The following is a 16822-nucleotide window of genomic DNA, read 5'->3' as shown; positions in this document are numbered from 1 at the left end:
GACCAATCGACTTCTGGGGACAACTCAGCTCCGCGCCCGACGTCGGGTGACGGACGGTGGCCCCGACCGCGACCCGCTCGGTCCGGCGAATACTCCTACTCGCAGGATCGTCGGCACTCGGCCGCGCATCGAATCACGAAGGGCCCCACCGAAACTGCTACAACAGCCCGCGTGACTTGAGCACCAGGTAGTGATCGGCCAGAGCGGCCGGGAGGTGTTCGGGATCGGCATCGACCACGTCGACCCCGATGCGTCCCAGCGCCGATTCGGTCCGTTCACGCACCATCAGGGTGCGCGCCGCCGCGGCTGCCTCGTAGATCTCGGCGGCGTCGTCGCGTCGCGCACTCATCTCCTCCACCGCCGGGTCGCGGACCGAGCCGATGATCACCTTGTGCCGCAACGCGAGCACCGACAACGGAGCGAGCAGCGATTCCTCCACCGCGGCCGGTTCGAGCGGCGTCAGCAGCACCACCAACGCCCGCTGCCGCGTGAGCGTGGTGACCTCGGCGGCCAACAACGGCCAATCCGCTTCCAACAGAGCCGGTTGCAGCTCGGTCATCGCGTTGACCAGGTCGCCGAGCAGGGTGGTGCGCGGCGACCCGACGACACGTCGGTGGATCACCCTGTCACCGGCGATCAGGTCGACCCGATCACCGGCGTGGGCGGCCAACGCCGACAACAGCAGTGCCGCATCCATCGCCGCGTCGAGGCGGGGCGCGTCACCGACGCGTGCCGCGGAGGTCCGGGAGGTGTCCAGCACGATGATGATGTGGCGGTCCTTCTCCGGCTGCCAGGTACGCACGACCACCGAGCGTCGGCGTGCCGTCGCGCGCCAGTCGATGCTGCGGACGTCGTCACCTTCGACATAGTCACGCAGCGAATCGAATTCGGTGCCCTGACCGCGGATACGCACGGCCGACCGACCGTCGAGCTGGCGTAGCCGGGCCAGGCGTGAGGGGAGGTGCTTGCGTGAATTGAATGGTGGCAGGGCACGAATCACCCCGGGCAGAGGATAGCTGTGCTGTCGTGCGGCCAGGCCGAGCGGACCGGGGCGTCGGATGGTCGCGCGTACCGCGAGCCGATCACCGCGGCGCACCGGCACCAGAACGGTGGTCAGTTCCCGGCGCTCGCCCGGCGGGATGTCGAGGTCGTGCTCACCGGACCGCACCCCGGCCGAGGGCTGCCACGAATCACGCAGCCGCCCTCTGAATCTCCGGGTCCCGACATTCTCGGCGACGATCACCGACGAACCGGCAGCACCGAGACGGATTGGTGCCGACGGAAGGCGATACAGTCGCAGCGCCGTCGAACCGGCCGCGAGCAGATCGACCGCCATCACCACCGCGCAGGCGAACACCCACAGCAACACCACCCACACGTGGGGGAACACCACCGCAGGAATGATGCCCAGCGAGAGGAGGGCGACGAAGCGGCCGGTCAGCACCATCAGCGCGGGACCGGTACCGAGTTGATCGCGGCGTCGAGCACCGCGGCCACCGAGACGCCCTCCAACTCCGCCTCCGGACGCAACGAGAGCCGATGGGCCAGAGTCGATTGCGCGAGTGCCTTGACGTCGTCCGGGGTGACGAAGTCACGGCCGGACAGCCACGCCCAGGCACGGCTCGTGGACAACAATGCGGTGGCACCACGCGGACTGACCCCCAACGCCAGCGACGGTGAACTGCGGGTGGCGCGCGCGATGTCGACGATGTAGGCGGCGATCGCCGGCGCCACCGCCACGTGTCGGATCGCGTCGGCGCCGGCGACGATGTCGGCCGCCGAGGCCACCGGTCGCAGGCCCGCGGCGGTCAGGTCACGCGGATTGAATCCGGCTGCGTGCCTGCTCAATACGGTGATCTCGTCGTCGCGCGGCGGGATCGGCAACGTGACCTTCAGGAGGAACCGGTCCAACTGGGCTTCGGGCAGCGGATAGGTGCCCTCGTACTCGACGGGATTCTGGGTGGCCGCCACCAGGAACGGGTCGGGCAGCGGCCGCGGCACACCGTCGACGGAGACTTGACGTTCCTCCATCGCCTCCAGCAACGAGGCCTGGGTCTTGGGTGGGGTGCGGTTGATCTCGTCGGCGAGAAGCAGGTTAGTGAAGACCGGACCGGGCCGGAAGGTGAACTCGGAGGTGGCGTTGTCGAAGATCAGCGACCCGGTGACGTCACCGGGCATCAGATCCGGGGTGAATTGCACCCGTTTGGTGTCCACCGCCAACGCCTGCGCCACCGATCGCACCAGCAGGGTTTTCGCCACTCCCGGAACACCTTCGAGCAGGATGTGACCACGGCACAGCAGCGCGATGAGGATGCCGGCGACGGCCGGGTCTTGTCCGACAACCGCTTTGGCGACCTCGGCGCGGACCGCACCCAGGGTCTGGCGTGGATCGCGGGCTGCGGCTCCGGCAGTGTCCTGGGCTCCGGCGGCGTCCTTGGCGACGGAGACGGTGGGCTCGGAGTGCGCAGTGGGGTGAGGGGTCGCGGGTTCAGAGGTCATGGTGTGCGTCGAACTTCCTTCTCGAGGTCGGTCAGGTCGGAGGTGAACTGCGCCAGCTGGGTGTCGTCGGTGGGGAGTGGGCCGACCAGCAGCGCGGCGACCTGTCGGGAGTCGCGTCCGGTCGCCGACGCGACGGCGGCAACGACGGAATCCAGTGCCGGGTCGTGCTCGATCGGTGTGTCCGAGGAGATCGCGTCGAGTGCCCGGACCGGGTCGTAGGCCAGGCCGAGGTAGCGGGCGATCGACGCGGTGGTGTGGACGCGCAGGATTGCGGCGGCACGCCCGGCGTCGGCGGCCTTGCGGTAGAGGCGTCCCCGTGACCGGGTCGTCTCGATGGCCTTGACGACGGCCGGAAGTGGTTCGGCGACAAGTGGTCCGAATCGGCGGCCGCGCCACAGCGAGACGGCGATCGTGACGAAGAAGGCGAGGAAGAACAACGGCCAGACGATCGACGGGAGAACGGAGTCCTCATCGTCGTCCTCGCTCTCGACACGATCGGAGGGCAGGGGAACGTACCAGAGCACGTTGTCGCCGGTGGCCATGGTGCGCACGGTGACCCCGGCATTGTCGACGTCGGCCAGGCTGGAATTGGTGGTCATCGCGCCGGTCATCACGATCGTCTCGGGCAGGTCGGCCGAGGGATCGGCGACCACCACCTCGGCACCGGGTGTTCCCGCCGCCGGATCGTTCGCCGACCCGGACGGGAAGCACGACACGGTCGACGACGCATCGGTGGCCACGTAGTGGGCGGTCGACGGCGTCACCGTATCGGTCGGTTCGATTCCGGCGACGCTGCAGTCCGCGCGGATGCCCGACTGGCCGAAGACCACACTGCTCCACTCGGTCACCGGGAGACCGAGGGCGTCCAGCACCGTATCGTTCGCGTCGACGAGCACCACCCGCCTCGCGCCCCGGACCCGCTCGGCAAACGCCCGGGCGGTTTCGGCGGTCATCGCCGGCGTGTTGGTGACCACGACGGTGGTGTCGCCGTCGGGTTTCGGGGTGACCGTCAGATCGGCAAGTCCGCGAACGACCTTCACGTCGCCGCCGTGGTCACCGATGATGTTCGCGAGTGCACTGGAACCGTTCCCGCCGTAATTGCCCGGATCGCCGGGGACTGAGTTGCCGCGTTCGTCGGCGGACCCCCCGACGGCGACGATGGCCAGGATCGCGACGATGACCAGGATGACCGCGGCAATCGGCAACCAGATCCACAGGGCCCGCCGGCGGTTCCGGCGGGGCGGGGCCGGCACCGGGCCCGTCGATGCGGTGGCGGTGCCTCCGGCAGAGACGTCGGTGGTCATCGCGGCACCGCGAATCCCTCGACGGCAGCGGGTGTCGTCGACGTCGCCGGCCGGGTCGCGCGCAGGGACTCATCGAGATCGAGGACGAGGCGGGCCTGCTCGGCGGTGGCGTGCCGGTATCCGTAGACCACCGCGTCGAACAGGTTGGCCGCGTAGGTGAGTTCGCGTCCGTGGTCGGGGAACGGCGTGCGCAGGCGCACCGCCACCTCGTGTGCGGTCAGCGACGGGGCGTCGCGCAGCACACCCCGTTCGGCGGAGCGCCGGGTCAGCGCACGCATCGCCTCGCGTACACATCCGTCGTGATCGCCGGCGGCGAGCATCTCCTCGGCCTTGCGACGAAACTCCTTGGCCGACAACGGGTCACCGCCCAGGACCGGACCGACCTCGGCGTCGGAAACGGAGCGTGGCGTGCGGCGGACGAAGAGTAGCGCGTAGACGATCAATGCGAGGACGAGCAGCCCCAGCACGACCCCGATGATCGTGGCGACACTCGCATCCGACCAGAGCAGATCCCCGACCCGGTCGGTGAACCAGCGCGAGAGCCCGTCGGCGAGTCGGTCGAGCAGACCGGGTTGTGGGGGCTGATAGCGCGATCCCGACAACTCGTCGCGGGCCCACTGGCGGGCCTGGTCGTTGTCAGGCGAGAGTCCGTCGGCGAGAAGGATGATCGAGCCGCTCATCGCGGGCCTCCCCGCGCGGCGGCGATCTGGGCGAGTTGTTGGTCGTAGCCCTCGCGCCGGATCCGGGCGTCGACGTGCAGCAGCGACGTCGCGATCGCCTCGACGGGGGAGACCAGCGCGGTGATCAGCGGTACCAGAACCGCTGCGGAGACGAGGGCGGCCACCCCGCCGCTTCCGGTGGCATCGGAGATCATCTCCGATGCCATACCCAGCACCCCGTTGATGATCCCGGAGAGGATCCAGATGAGGAGCAGCACAACGAAGTAGCGCCAGAAGGATCGGTGCGTCAGCGTCGCGGACCGGCGGATCGCGGCGAGCGGGCCGAGCCGTTCGATCACCACCGCCGCCGGGGCGAGTGCGATCCGCACGGTGACCCAGATGGTCGGGATGATCGCCGCGACACCGACGAGGAGGATGGCCGCGACGACGAGATCGTCGTCGCCGCCCGTCAGCGAATCGAGGGCGAGGACGACGACGTCGGGAATGCAGAACACCCCGCACAGCACCAGCGCCACCGCCAGGATGTGCCCGCCGACGGGACGGACCTGAGCCCACAGCTCCGCCCACGTCGTGCGCACGCCGACCGCGGCGGCGTTGAGCGGGTAGGCCAGGGGGCCGGCCGCCAGTGCCACGACCGCCGCGCCGATCAGTGAGTTCGCCCAGTCGTTGTCCATCGCGCCCAACCACGACGTGAGGTCGGGATGTCCGCCGGATTCGACGGTGACGATCACTGCGGCGAGGACGGCCGAGACGACGGTCAGGAGAGCGGTGAGACCGGCCGTGATCCCGAAGGTGATGCCGGGGAAGAATCGGATCGCCGAGAACGTGGCGTCGATCAGGTCACGTGTGTCGAGCGGCCGCAGCGGCACGACGCCGGGCTTGTGCGCGGGTGTCGGCTGCTGCCACACCGGTGGTGGTTGCGGCCCGCCGATGGCCGATCCCCACTGCACCGGACCACTCTGCGCCGAACCCCCTTGCGGACCCGATGGGTAGGTCATCGCGGCTCCTCCCAGCGGGTCGTCGGGGTCGCGCGTGATCCCCGGTTCGGTCGAGCACAGTCGGCGTTCGCCAACGTGTCGGCGAACATATCAAACACCCAACCCTGCCCCGCCTGCCGACGTGGCGTCAGTCCCGATCGTTTGATCGCATGACGTGGGGTGCGACGGAGACGGCGATGTCGTCGGAGCCGAGTCGCTCCCCGTCGGCGGAGCGGACCTCGACGGTGACGGGAGTGCCGTCGTCGACGGCATTGAGCCGCAGCGGTCCACCGTCGTCCTGCAGGTACCGGTTGCCCCACTGCATCAGCCCGAGGACGACGGGGAGCAGGTCACGGCCCATCTCGGTGAGTTGGTACTCGTTACGCACGCGGCTGCCCGGCTCGCGGTAGGGGACCTTGACGAAGATGCCGGCGTCGGTGAGCTCCCGCAATCGCGCCGAGGCGACGGCGTCGGTGATGCCGACCCGCCGGGCGAACTCGTCGAATCTGGTTGCGCCGTAGAAGGCCTCACGCAGGATCAGCATCGCCGACCGGGTGCCGACGACGCCCATGGCCTTGTCGATGGAGCAGTGCCGAGCCTTCCAGCTGTCGCGGTCGGTGAGGGGCCCCGTCAGATTCATGAACCCATCCTACTCTGACTTGACCGTGCAATAGTCAGGGTGTAGACATCTGACTATGAGATCCCATAGTCAGAAGTGGCTGCTGACGGTAGCGTGCGGGGCACCCTTTCTGGTTGCACTCGACCTGTTCGTCGTCAACGTCGCCTTCGATCAGCTCGCACACGAATTCCCCGGTTCCGGCCTGGGCACGATCAGCTGGACGTTGTCGGCGTACGCGATCACCTTCGCCGCGCTGCTCGTCCCACTCGGATCGTGGAGCGATCGGGTGGGCAACCGCCGCGGATTCATCACCGGTGTCCTCGTGTTCACGGCCGGCTCGGCACTGGCGGCCGCGGCACCGACGCTCGGTGTGCTGATCGGCGCGCGCGTGCTGCAGGCGGTCGGCGCGGCAGCGCTGACACCCGCGAGCATGTCGCTGCTGGTCACCTCGCTACCGGCCCACCGCCGCGCGGCGGGCATGCGGATCTGGGCGGCGACGTCGGGCATGGCGGCGGCACTGGGCCCGGTGGTCGGTGGCGTCCTCGTCGAGATCAGTTGGCGCATGGCGTTCGTGATCAACGTGCCGCTGGGGATCGCCTTCGTCCTGCTCGCGCTGGGCGTGTTCGCGAAGGATCCGGCATCCGCGCAACGCCGACGAGCTCCGGGCTCGGTGGTGCGAACGCTGATGTGTTCGGTGCTGTTGGGGGCGGCGAGTGCTCTGGCGGTTTTGTATCTGATCAACGGCGACAGTTGGGGCTGGGGCTCTCCGTCGTCGATCGCGGTGCTTGTGGCGGCAGTGCTCTCTGCGGCCGTCTTCGTCGTCGCCGATCGCCGGGCGGCCGAGGCGCTCGTCCCACGGCAACTGTTCGACGATCGACGGTTCACCTTCGGTACGATCGCGATGCTGATCTTCAGCGTCGCATTCGCCGCCGGACTCCTCAACGCCATCCTGTTGCTGCAGCAGGACGGGGGCTATTCGGTGCTGCTCAGCGGACTCGCCATCGCGCCCGGACCGTTGATGGTGCCGGTGGTGACGGTGCTGGTCGGCCGTCGGGCGGCACATATCTCGCCGTGGCCGCTCGCCGCACTCGGATCGCTGATCTGGGCCGCCGGCAGCATCGTGATCGGTGTTTCCACGTCTATTGCCGCGCTTCATGGTTCGTACGCAGCCTGCTTCCTGCCGGGATGGCTTCTCGGTGGAATCGGCGTGGGACTGACCATCCCAGCCCTGCTGGCGGGCGCAACGCAGCGACTGTCGATGGACATGGCGGCGCGCGGGAGCGCCGTCGTCACCATGGGCAGACAGTTCGGCACCACGATCGGCACGAGTGTGCTCGTCGCCGTCCTCGCCGGTGGACTCGCGCGCTGCGTCTCGTGGTGGATCATCGCAGCCATCGCCGGGGCCGCCGCGTTGGTCGCCTACGCCGGGGTCACCGTCACGACTCCGGCCGGCGACCCGCTCACTGCCACCACACCCGTCCCCGGCGATCGCCGGGACCCGAGCAACCCCCGTATGTAGTAACCCACTGATGCAAGGAGATTCATCATGACCACTGCCGTCATCGTCGACGCCGTCCGAACCCCGGTCGGCAAGGGTAAGCCCTCCGGAGCTCTGCACGACGTGCATCCCGTTGACCTGCTCGCGCACTCCCTTCGAGAGATCGTGTCGCGCAACGGAATCGAACCGTCCGACATCGACGACGTGATCACCGGGGCGGTCACCCAGGTCGGTGAGCAGTCTTTCAACATCGCCCGTCGCGGCTTGCTCGCCGCGGGATACCCCGAGTCGGTTCCGGGTGTCACCGTTGACCGACAATGCGGAAGTGGACAACAGGCGATCGCCTTTGCCGCGCAGAGCATCATGGCCGGTGTCAACGACGTCGTCGTCGCGGCCGGAGTGGAATCCATGTCGCGGGTGCCCATGGGATCGGCTGCTCAAGGTGTCAGCGATCCCAATGGAGTCGCCTTCGACGCGCGTTACCCCGACGGGCTTGTGGGACAGGGGATCTCCGCGGAGCTGATCGCGGTGCGCTGGGGCATTGCCAAGTCGGCCATCGACGAGTTCTCGCTGCGCTCACACGAATTGGCAGCCGCCGCAACCAAGGACGGACGTTTCGACCAGGAGATCGCACCCCTGGCCGGGCTCACCGCCGACGAGGGAATCAGGGTCGGCTCCACCCTCGGTCAACTGTCCGCTCTGCCTCCGGCTTACCACGACCCGGCGATGGGGGTGCGGTTCCCCGAGATCGACTGGGTGATCTCGGCGGCCAACGCGAGCCAAATCAGTGACGGCTCGGCGGCCGTGCTGGTGATGAGCGAGGAGCGGGCCGCTGCGCTCGGCCTGCGCCCGCGCGTGCGGGTGCACACGATGGCGGTCGCCGGCGACGATCCGCTGTTGATGCTCACCGCGATCATTCCGGCCACCCGCAAGGTGCTGGCGAAGGCCGGACTGGCTCTCGCCGACATCGACCTGTTCGAGGTCAACGAGGCGTTCGCGCCGGTGGTGCTGGCCTGGGCACGCGACCTCGGCGTCCACCTCGATCGGGTCAACGTGCACGGCGGAGCGATCGCGATCGGCCACCCACTCGGCGCCAGCGGCGCGCGATTGGCGACGACGGCGATCAACGCCCTCGAGCAGACCGGTGGCCGGTACGTGCTGCAGACGATGTGCGAGGCGGGCGGTCTGGCCAACGCGACGATCTACGAACGGCTCGGCTGAGCGGCGCGCGACTGCTACCGTGAAACTAGAACACGTTCTCGTTTCCCTGGAAGGGTACCCATGACCGTCGAGCAGGACACCGCAGCCGAACTCAGCGACAAGATCAACGCCGTCGTCGAGAACTACATCGAGTACCTCACCAGTGGCACCGCCGAACAGATCGCCGATCTCTACGCCGCCGACGCCACCGTCGAGGACCCGATCGGCGCCGACATCCGCGACACCCGCGAGCAGCTGGTGGAGTTCTACTCGGTGATCACCGGCATGGACGAGCGCACCGCGACCCTGAAGTGGAAGAAGATCGCCGGCGACACCGCGGTCTTCGAGTTCACCCTGGTCACCGGCACCGCCGGGATGCGCTTCGAGATCACCCCGGTCGACATCATGGTGTTTGACGCCGACGGCAAGATCACCTCGATGCGTGCGGTGTGGCAGGCCTCCGACCTGGTCCAGCTGTGACGCCCTGACGCATCACTGACGTCCGGTCGGCCGCAGCACGATCTCGGTGGGGTGGGCGTCGGCGGGTGTGTGGATCGCCATCAGCACGGCCGCGGCCACCGTCGCCGGGGCGAGGAACTGCGATGCGTCGTACTCCTTGCCCTCGATGGCGATGAGGTCGCGTTGCATGTCGGTGTCGATGCGGCCGGGGAAGACCGAGGTGACGCGCAGGTCCGGTTCCTCGGCCCGCAGGGCGTCGGCAAGGGCCCGTAGCCCGAATTTGCTCGCCGCGTACGGCGCCCACCCGGGATTGGCGCGTTGACCGGCGCCGGAGTTGATGAAGATGACGTGCCCGCCCGCCGCGCGCAGCGCGGGGAGCAGCAGGCGGGTGAGTTCGGCCGCGGCGATCAGGTTCACCTCGAGGATGTGGCGCCACTCGTCGGCGGGTGTCTCGCCGACCGGCGACAGGCTGCTGCCCACCCCGGCGTTGTGCACCAGGACGTCGAGGGAGGTGATGGCCTCCGTGGCGGCCTCGACGGCGTCGTGGTCGGTCAGCTCCACCGGGAAGGTGGAGGCGCCGTCGAGTTGCGTGGTCAAGGCATCCAGCTCGGCCGACGGTCGGCCGCCGAGCAGCAGGTCGTGGGTGGGGGCGAGTTGCCGGGCGATCTCGGCACCGAGGCCGCGGCTCGCGCCGGTGATCAGTGCGGTGGGCATGGGGTCAAGCCTAGGGGCTCCAGTGCGCTCGCCCGGCGGCATCGGGGTCCGCGGGGCAGAATCGACGCGTGGCGCGCTATGGATTCACCCCGACGCAGCTCGCGGCGCGTGCCGCGTACCTGCTGCGGGGCAATGACTTGGGCACGATGACCAGTGCCGCACCCCGGCTCTACCCGCATATGTGGAGCTGGGATGCGGCGTTCGTCACGGTCGGGTTGGCCCCGTTGTCGGTGGAGCGCGCCGTCATCGAGATGGACACGCTGCTCTCGGCGCAGTGGACCAACGGGATGATCCCGCACATCGTGTTCGCCAACGGTCGCGACGGCTACTTCCCGGGCCCACGTCGGTGGGAGTGCGCGCGGCTGGCCGATTGTTCGCCGGATTACCCCGACACCTCCGGCATCACCCAGCCGCCGGTGCACGCGATTGCGGTGCAGCGGATCCTCGATCACTCGCGTCGTCATGGGCGCACCACGCGGCAGGTGGCCAACGAGTTCATCGACCGCCGGTGGGGTTCGCTGGTGCGGTGGCATCGATGGCTCGCGCACGCCCGTGACCCCAACGGCCGGGGCCGCATCACCATTTATCACGGGTGGGAATCCGGGATGGACAACTCCCCGCGCTGGGACAAGCCCTACGCGGGTGTCACGCCGGGTGACGACCTCCCACCGTTCCAGCGCGCCGACCTCGACCACGTCTCCGACCTGTCGATGCGACCGACCGACCTCGAATACGACCGCTACATCTGGCTCGTCGAGGAGATGAAGCGCGCCAACTACGACGACGATCTGCTCCCCAAGGTGATGAGCTTCGCCGTCGAGGACGTCTTCGTCAGCGCGATCTTCGCGCTCGCGTGTGACGTCCTCGCGACGATCGGCGAGGACTACTCGAAGCCGCGCGCCGATGTCCGCGATCTGCGGGCCTGGGCGGATCGGTTCCGGGCCGGCGTGGTCGCGGCCTCCAACGAGAGAAACGGTGCCGCAAGGGATTTCGATCTCCGTGCGAACAGGTGGATCACCACCGAAACGATCGCGCAGTTCGCACCGTTGTTGTGCGGTGGACTGTCCCGAGATTCCGAGCGCGCGCTGATGCGCCTGTTCGACGGCCCACGGTTCTGCGGTCACCCCGACCTGCGCTACGCCGTACCGCCGTCGACGTCGCCGATCTCCAACGACTTCCGGCCGCGGGAGTACTGGCGTGGCCCGGTGTGGCCGGTGATGACGTGGCTGTTCAGTTGGGCGTTCGCGCGGCGCGGCTGGCCGGAACGCTCGGCCCGGCTGCGCGACGAGGGGTTGCGGCAGGCCACCGACGGTGCGTTCGCCGAGTACTACGAACCGTTCACCGGGGAACCGCTCGGCAGTATGCAGCAGAGCTGGACCGCGGCGTCGGTGCTGGACTGGCTGGACTGATCCACTCGGTAAGCCAGGGGGAATGGGGCACAGGGGAATGGGGACAGGCGAATACTACCGGGACGAATAGCGCTGCTCGCGTCAATAATTGACGTTGCTGCTGCTACTCATCCCGGTTGTATCGGCAGTGGTACGGCTCAGTACTCCTCGGCCCCGATCAGGGCGGCTTCCTCATCGACGTCACGCGATTCGGCGGCCTTGGTGGTCACGAAACTCACCGCGATGACGGCGACGACGCAGTACCCGGCGGCGAACCACCACGGAGCGGCCACCGACGAGAACCATTCGGCCAGATGGGCGACGAGCACAGCGGCGACCGCGGCACCGGCCCAGCGCAGGAACGAGTAGCCGGCACTCGACACCGACCGCGGGGTGCTCGCGTCACCGGACGACATGGCGACACCGGTGAACAGCGTGTTGAGCACGCCCGACGGGATACCCGAGAGCACGACGGCCAGACCGATCAGCCACACCTGGTCGGTGAAGGTGCCGACCCCGGCGAGGGCCATGACGACGGCGTAGGTGGCGATCGCCGTCATCACACCGCCGCGCTGACCGATCTTCTCGGCGAGGCGCGGAGCCACGAACACGCCGGCCAGCGCGGTCAGCAGACCCCAGCCGAAGAAGATGAGTCCGGCCCAGATCGGCTTGAGCCCCATGGCAATCGGGGCCCAGGCGATGACGGTGAACAGGGCACCGGTATAGAAGGCCGAACCGATCGAGGTGATCAGCAGGGTGCGGTTGCGTAGTGCCTTGAGGGGATCGATGATCCGCACGGGCTGGCGTTCGGTGCGCGGGCCGTCGGCGGGCAACATCACCGCACACAGGATGGCGCCGATCAACATCAGGATGGCGGTACCGCCGAAAGGCGCACGCCAGGTCCACGATCCGAGGATCGCACCCAGCAGCGGGCCGACGGCCAGGCCGACGCCGAGCGCCGCCTCGTAGAGCATGATCGCGCCGTGCTGACTGCCCTTGGCGGAGCTGACGATGAAGGCCAGGGCCGTCGCGATGAACAGGGCATTACCCAATCCCCAGATGACGCGGTAGGCGATGAGCTGGTCGATTCCGTTGGCGAAGGCCGAGATTCCCGCGGCGACGACGATGAGCGTCAGACCCGCGGTCAGGGTGCGCTTGGGACCGAACCGATACGCCGACCATCCGGTGATCAGCATGGCGACGCACTGCACGCCGACGTAGACACCGAAGAGCAGGGTCAGCTTGTCCGGCGGGGCGTTGAGCGCCTCGGCGATGCTGTTGAGGATCGGGTCGACCAGGCCGATGCCCATGAACGCGATGACCGCGGCGAAGGCGGTCACCCAGACGGTTCTCGGTTGCCGGGCAAAGGTCGCGAGCAACGAGTGCTCGTCGTGGGGCTGGTCGGAAGATGTTGCGGCGTCGGAACTCTGGGCCGGTGTCGTCGAGGTGGTGGTCATTGTTCTCCTCGCTGACGGTGTGTCTTTATCGGTGGACGGTCTTGGATTGCGCGTTCTTCGATTGCACAGCGCCCTCAAGGGATTCGTGGAGGGCCTGCAGGGCCGGTGCGGCGGCGGCCAGCGCGGCGCGGTCGTCGTCGGAGAGCGCTGCGATGGCGACGGCCAGGGCGTCATCGCGTTGGGCTCGAACCCGGTCGAGGACCGCATGACCGTGATCGGTCACCGACACCAGAACCGCACGGCGGTCGGCCGGATCGCGTTCGCGTTGCACCAGCCCGTTGCGGATGAGCCCGTCGATGAGGCTGGTGGCGGTCGGCATCCGGATCGATTCGCGGTCGGCGAACTCGCCCATCCGCATCGGTCCGTGGTCGAGCAGGGTGGCCATGCCGGATGCCTGTGCCGCGGTGTACTCGGGGATCGGGGTGTGGCGACGCATCATCAGGTACAGCCGGGTGACCGCGGGCCGCAGCCGCCGGGCCACTGCGACGTTGTCGTCCTTGGTCGCCATCACACTTCGTAACTCTAATACTTAGAGTATCGAAGTAAAAGCGGGACTACTGTGACATATGACACGACGTCGAAAGAAGCGGTTCACCAAACTGTCCACCCGTTCGCGAGCGCTGATCATCGGTGGCGCGACAGCACAGATCGCCCTGCAGGTGGCCGCGCTGCGCGACCTGTGGTTGCGGCCCGACTACCTGGTGCGCGGACCCAAGGGGCGTGGGTCGCGGCGAGCTTCGTCAACTTCCTCGGCCCGATCGCCTACTTCGTGTGGGGACGGCAGCAGGCCACACCGGTGCCCAGTGCACCCCCGAAGCTCCGATCCGAACCGGCTTCCGGTGCCGATGATGGTCCGCCCGCCGATGCCGATCCCGCTTCGTCGTCCCCGGATTCCGCGACGTAGCCCGACGCGAACACGGGCGTGGCAGGAGGGACGGCTGCGGTCACCGCCCGATGGGTCGGTCCACCCACTCGAACCCGGGCATCGGGCACTGTGCCCATGAGCTCTGTGCCCATGAGCTCTGTGCCCATGAGCTCTGTGCCCATGAGCTCTGTGCCCATGAGCTCGGAGACGACGTTGGTGTCGCGAATGATCATCCGAAGCAGTACCTTGCCGATCAGAACCGCCCGCCGACCCCGATCCGACCCGAACTCGACGACCCGCCGAACGACCCGGGACTGCGCCCGCCGCTGGTGTAGCCACCGCCGCCGAATCCACCTCCGAAACCGCCGCCGCGCATGCTGCCGCGCAGGAAGCTGTCCACGAGGATGCCGCCGAGGACCGCCCCGGCCGCCGACGACCCGGACGAGCGCTGCTGCCCCTGCTGCCCCTGCTGCCAGCTGACCACGTCACCCTGGGCCGCCATCAGCGCCTGATCGGCGAGGGCACCGGCACGTCGCGCCGAGTCGGTCGCGGTGGACGGATCGGTGGCCGACGCGTCGCGCGCGGCCTGCAGGAGCCGTTCGGATTCCGACAGCCGGGTGCGTGCCACCGACTGCACGGCACCGCGCCGGGTGCCGATGAAGTCCCGCGCCGCCGTTACCTTGGCCTCGGCGGCGGTCAGTGCCGCCGACAGCACCTCGGCCCGGCGGGTGCGCTCGGCGGCCGCGCCGCGCGCCGCTTCCAGCGCGTCGTCGAGGTCGGCGTCGGCGTCCACGAGGGCGGTGAAGGTGCCGAGCAGGTCGTCCTCGGACCGGGTCTTCGCATTCGACAGCGCCGTCGACGCCGCCGTCACCGCATTCGCCAGGCCGGGCCCGCCGTCGGCGGTCAGTGCGGCGGCCTCCGCGATCTCGCCCTCCACCTCGGCGATCAGCGAACCCATCTGGCTGTGCGCGGCAGCAATGTTGCCCTCGGCGTTGTCGATGGCGTCGAGGAGTTTGTCGGCCTGGGCGATCGCGCCCTCGGCGGCTCGGATGTCGGCGACGGCCGGTCCCTGTTCCCCGGCCGGGCGGGCGATGGCCGACCGGCCCTGATCGGCGCTGCGCTCGGCAAATTCGATCTCCTGCCGCGCGAGCACCACGTTCTGCAGGATCGAGGTGCACGTCTGCTCACCGTGCCGGGCGACGAGTCCGCTCAACTGCTGCTCGGATGCATCGGCCCGGGTATGCAGGTCGACGACCCGGCGGGTGAGCTCGTCGAAGCGCGCCGGCGCGTTGATCAGCAGGTTGCGCATCTCGTCGAACGCGGTGACCTGCTCGTCGAGGGCGCGGTCGGCGTCGGTGCAGGTGGTGATGATCTGTACCAGCATCGAGCGCTGTTCGTCGGGGGTCTCGGGGATGTTGTCGTCGAGGCGTTGCCGCAGCGCGAATGACGACGCGAGCGCCGCCTTGGCGGCATCGACCGCCGACCGGAACGGCGCCGTCTGACCGGCGCCGAACTCGCCGATCGCCAGCCGGAGTTCCTCGTCGCTGGTGCGGATCGCGTTGTCGGTGTCGGTGAGCACCTCCCGCGACCACGGATCGAGCACCTCCAGCGGCTGCGCCGCCAGCTGATCGGCGGTCAGTTCCTGATCCCGGACGGCTTCCACGCCTGCCTCGACCTGTTGGCGCTTGCGGCGCCGCGAGTAGGCCCACGCACCACCGCCGCCGATCACCGCGACCGCGCCGACCCCGCCGGCCACCAGGTAGCCGGTGTAGGACGGATCGAGGGTCGAGCTGACCCCGTTGGCCGCGCCGATGGCCGCCCCGGCCCAGTCCTGTCGGCGGAGCGCGGGCACGATGTCGTCCTGCGCGATCGATGCCAGATCCTCGTTGGTCAGATCGGTGGTCGAGGCGTTGTCGGGAACGGCGAACCGATAGGCGCGGTCGTCGGTCGCAACCGCGAGCAGCAGGTCCTGATTGCCGAGCTCACTGAGTGCGATCGTCTGCTGCGCCCAGGTGGTGGTGTCCAGACCGCCGAAGGTCTTCACATAGACCACCCACAGCTGCACGTTGTGCTTGTCGGAGAGTTCGTCGACGGCCCGCTCGATGTCGGCGCGTTGGGATTCGGTGAGCACGTCGGCCGGGTCGGACACCGGCTCGGGAAGCCGGGACGGCGGTTCGGCAGCCGCGAAACCGGCGGTGAGCAGGCATACCAGTAACGCGGCAGCACTCACCACCACAGTCAGCGCGGCACGGACAGGTCCGGACACTCGTGCGCAACCCATGGGAACAAGATAGTCACTACCCCCGAGGGGAACGGTGGTCAGGCAACCTGCGTGTGTCTGCGCGGTGGCAGCGGAAAGTACCCGAAGGTGCTGCGCTGGTAGTCGGTGTACTCCGGGTACTTGGACACGGTGATCGACTCGGTGAACCTCGTCGATCCGATGAACAACACGGTCAGCAGCAGTGCGCCGACGATGCTCGGTTGCAGCACCGAACCCGCCGCCGACGCCCCGAACGCGTAGATCACCCACCACTGCGCCTGCTCGCAGAAGTAGTTCGGGTGCCGGCAGTAGCGGAACAGGCCGGTGCGCAGGAACCGCGAGGCCGGCTCCCGACCCGCCGCGACGTCGGCCGCCTTGCGGGCGTGGAACTCCCACTGCTGCTGATCGGCGACGGTCTCACCGGCCAGGAAGGCCAGGAACAACACGGCCAGGACGACGTCGAGCACACCGAAACCGCCCTGGTGATGCAGTGCGGTGTTGGCCGGCAGCGTGATCAGCACCAGCAGCAGGTTCTGATAGATGACGATGAAGAACAGGTTGAACAGCCCGAACTGCGGGCCCGTCATCTTGGACCGCAGGATCTGCCAGCGGTAGTCCTCCATGCCCGAGTACCCGCCGCGGCGTGCGAAGTTGAACGTCAACCGCGCACCCCACAGGGTCACCAGGAGCGCCATCACCAGCAGGCGCGGATCGTCGAATCCGGCGGCCCCGCAGAACACCCACAGGTAGACGACCGGCACCACCGACCAGATGCGGTCGACCCAGGACGTGTCGCCGGTGATCAGCGACGCCACCCAACAGCACACGCAGACCGCGGCCGCGATGATCGCCACCACCCAGATCGCCGACATCTCGTCTCCTCGGATCCTCCGGGGGCACTC

The 16822-nt window shown here is 68.5% G+C and carries 15 protein-coding genes; 4 read left to right on the top strand and 11 right to left on the bottom strand.

The window, feature by feature from the left end; translation table 11 throughout:
- Positions 1–157 precede the first annotated feature (157 nt).
- From ACWETB_RS01570 to ACWETB_RS01545, 6 genes are all read right to left on the bottom strand, one after another.
- A complete protein-coding gene (locus tag ACWETB_RS01570) occupies positions 158–1447 on the bottom strand; it encodes a DUF58 domain-containing protein (RefSeq protein WP_449743393.1) in 1290 nt (429 codons plus the stop codon).
- Positions 1447–2499, bottom strand: a complete 1053-nt coding sequence (locus ACWETB_RS01565; protein ID WP_452208798.1) for an AAA family ATPase — start codon at positions 2497–2499, stop codon at positions 1447–1449. Before ACWETB_RS01565 ends, ACWETB_RS01570 begins: the two co-directional genes overlap by 1 nt.
- The gene (locus ACWETB_RS01560; RefSeq protein ID WP_452208796.1) at positions 2496–3803 is read right to left on the bottom strand and encodes a DUF4350 domain-containing protein; all 1308 of its coding nucleotides are present in this window, start codon (positions 3801–3803) and stop codon (positions 2496–2498) included. Before ACWETB_RS01560 ends, ACWETB_RS01565 begins: the two co-directional genes overlap by 4 nt.
- Complete coding sequence (locus tag ACWETB_RS01555) at positions 3800–4483, bottom strand: DUF4129 domain-containing protein (RefSeq protein WP_452208794.1); 684 nt, start codon at positions 4481–4483, stop codon at positions 3800–3802. The genes ACWETB_RS01560 and ACWETB_RS01555 overlap by 4 nt, the downstream gene beginning before the upstream one ends.
- Positions 4480–5481: a hypothetical protein gene (locus tag ACWETB_RS01550; RefSeq protein ID WP_449743396.1), complete on the bottom strand. Its 1002-nt coding sequence runs from the start codon at positions 5479–5481 to the stop codon at positions 4480–4482. The genes ACWETB_RS01555 and ACWETB_RS01550 overlap by 4 nt, the downstream gene beginning before the upstream one ends.
- A gap of 127 nt (positions 5482–5608) precedes the next feature.
- On the bottom strand, positions 5609–6100 hold the full coding sequence (locus tag ACWETB_RS01545) for a winged helix-turn-helix transcriptional regulator (protein ID WP_449743397.1): 492 nt from the start codon (positions 6098–6100) through the stop codon (positions 5609–5611).
- 55 nt (positions 6101–6155) lie between these two features.
- Here ACWETB_RS01545 and ACWETB_RS01540 point away from each other — a divergent pair, with 55 nt between their 5' ends.
- From ACWETB_RS01540 to ACWETB_RS01530, 3 genes are read left to right on the top strand one after another with little or no spacing between them, the layout of a single operon-like run.
- Entirely contained in the window at positions 6156–7598 is a 1443-nt protein-coding gene (locus ACWETB_RS01540; protein ID WP_452208791.1) for an MFS transporter, read from the top strand.
- Positions 7599–7625: 27 nt separating this feature from the next.
- The gene (locus ACWETB_RS01535; RefSeq protein ID WP_452208789.1) at positions 7626–8798 is read left to right on the top strand and encodes a thiolase family protein; all 1173 of its coding nucleotides are present in this window, start codon (positions 7626–7628) and stop codon (positions 8796–8798) included.
- A gap of 60 nt (positions 8799–8858) precedes the next feature.
- Complete coding sequence (locus tag ACWETB_RS01530) at positions 8859–9257, top strand: nuclear transport factor 2 family protein (protein WP_449743400.1); 399 nt, start codon at positions 8859–8861, stop codon at positions 9255–9257.
- Positions 9258–9269: 12 nt separating this feature from the next.
- Here ACWETB_RS01530 and ACWETB_RS01525 read toward each other — a convergent pair whose 3' ends face one another.
- Positions 9270–9950: an SDR family oxidoreductase gene (locus tag ACWETB_RS01525; protein ID WP_452208787.1), complete on the bottom strand. Its 681-nt coding sequence runs from the start codon at positions 9948–9950 to the stop codon at positions 9270–9272.
- A gap of 68 nt (positions 9951–10018) precedes the next feature.
- On the opposite strand from ACWETB_RS01525, the gene ggh reads away from it, so the two are divergent.
- The gene (gene ggh / locus ACWETB_RS01520; RefSeq protein ID WP_449743402.1) at positions 10019–11359 is read left to right on the top strand and encodes a glucosylglycerate hydrolase; all 1341 of its coding nucleotides are present in this window, start codon (positions 10019–10021) and stop codon (positions 11357–11359) included.
- Between the two features lie 137 nt (positions 11360–11496).
- On the opposite strand, the gene ACWETB_RS01515 is transcribed toward ggh, so the two are convergent.
- From ACWETB_RS01515 to ACWETB_RS01500, 4 genes are all read right to left on the bottom strand, one after another.
- Positions 11497–12795: an MFS transporter gene (locus ACWETB_RS01515; protein WP_452208785.1), complete on the bottom strand. Its 1299-nt coding sequence runs from the start codon at positions 12793–12795 to the stop codon at positions 11497–11499.
- A gap of 25 nt (positions 12796–12820) precedes the next feature.
- Entirely contained in the window at positions 12821–13303 is a 483-nt protein-coding gene (locus ACWETB_RS01510; RefSeq protein ID WP_449743480.1) for a MarR family winged helix-turn-helix transcriptional regulator, read from the bottom strand.
- 610 nt (positions 13304–13913) lie between these two features.
- The gene (locus ACWETB_RS01505) at positions 13914–15941 is read right to left on the bottom strand and encodes a TPM domain-containing protein (protein WP_452208783.1); all 2028 of its coding nucleotides are present in this window, start codon (positions 15939–15941) and stop codon (positions 13914–13916) included.
- A gap of 38 nt (positions 15942–15979) precedes the next feature.
- Complete coding sequence (locus ACWETB_RS01500; RefSeq protein ID WP_452208781.1) at positions 15980–16792, bottom strand: DUF1295 domain-containing protein; 813 nt, start codon at positions 16790–16792, stop codon at positions 15980–15982.
- Positions 16793–16822 lie beyond the last annotated feature (30 nt).

This window comes from Gordonia sp. NPDC003950, assembly GCF_053605205.1.
The sequence above is the reverse complement of the archived record's forward strand: the minus strand, read 5'-3'. Positions and strand labels throughout refer to the sequence as shown.

What these genes read in the sequence shown, in the direction of transcription:
- ACWETB_RS01570 (WP_449743393.1), bottom strand. Translation starts at nt 1,447, where the DNA reads ATGGTGCTGACCGGCCGCTTCGTCGCCCTCCTCTCGCTGGGCATCATT.
- ACWETB_RS01565 (WP_452208798.1), bottom strand. Translation starts at nt 2,499, where the DNA reads ATGACCTCTGAACCCGCGACCCCTCACCCCACTGCGCACTCCGAGCCC.
- ACWETB_RS01560 (WP_452208796.1), bottom strand. Translation starts at nt 3,803, where the DNA reads ATGACCACCGACGTCTCTGCCGGAGGCACCGCCACCGCATCGACGGGC.
- ACWETB_RS01555 (WP_452208794.1), bottom strand. Translation starts at nt 4,483, where the DNA reads ATGAGCGGCTCGATCATCCTTCTCGCCGACGGACTCTCGCCTGACAAC.
- ACWETB_RS01550 (WP_449743396.1), bottom strand. Translation starts at nt 5,481, where the DNA reads ATGACCTACCCATCGGGTCCGCAAGGGGGTTCGGCGCAGAGTGGTCCG.
- ACWETB_RS01545 (WP_449743397.1), bottom strand. Translation starts at nt 6,100, where the DNA reads ATGAATCTGACGGGGCCCCTCACCGACCGCGACAGCTGGAAGGCTCGG.
- ACWETB_RS01540 (WP_452208791.1), top strand. Translation starts at nt 6,156, where the DNA reads ATGAGATCCCATAGTCAGAAGTGGCTGCTGACGGTAGCGTGCGGGGCA.
- ACWETB_RS01535 (WP_452208789.1), top strand. Translation starts at nt 7,626, where the DNA reads ATGACCACTGCCGTCATCGTCGACGCCGTCCGAACCCCGGTCGGCAAG.
- ACWETB_RS01530 (WP_449743400.1), top strand. Translation starts at nt 8,859, where the DNA reads ATGACCGTCGAGCAGGACACCGCAGCCGAACTCAGCGACAAGATCAAC.
- ACWETB_RS01525 (WP_452208787.1), bottom strand. Translation starts at nt 9,950, where the DNA reads ATGCCCACCGCACTGATCACCGGCGCGAGCCGCGGCCTCGGTGCCGAG.
- ACWETB_RS01515 (WP_452208785.1), bottom strand. Translation starts at nt 12,795, where the DNA reads ATGACCACCACCTCGACGACACCGGCCCAGAGTTCCGACGCCGCAACA.
- ACWETB_RS01510 (WP_449743480.1), bottom strand. Translation starts at nt 13,303, where the DNA reads ATGGCGACCAAGGACGACAACGTCGCAGTGGCCCGGCGGCTGCGGCCC.
- ACWETB_RS01505 (WP_452208783.1), bottom strand. Translation starts at nt 15,941, where the DNA reads ATGGGTTGCGCACGAGTGTCCGGACCTGTCCGTGCCGCGCTGACTGTG.
- ACWETB_RS01500 (WP_452208781.1), bottom strand. Translation starts at nt 16,792, where the DNA reads ATGTCGGCGATCTGGGTGGTGGCGATCATCGCGGCCGCGGTCTGCGTG.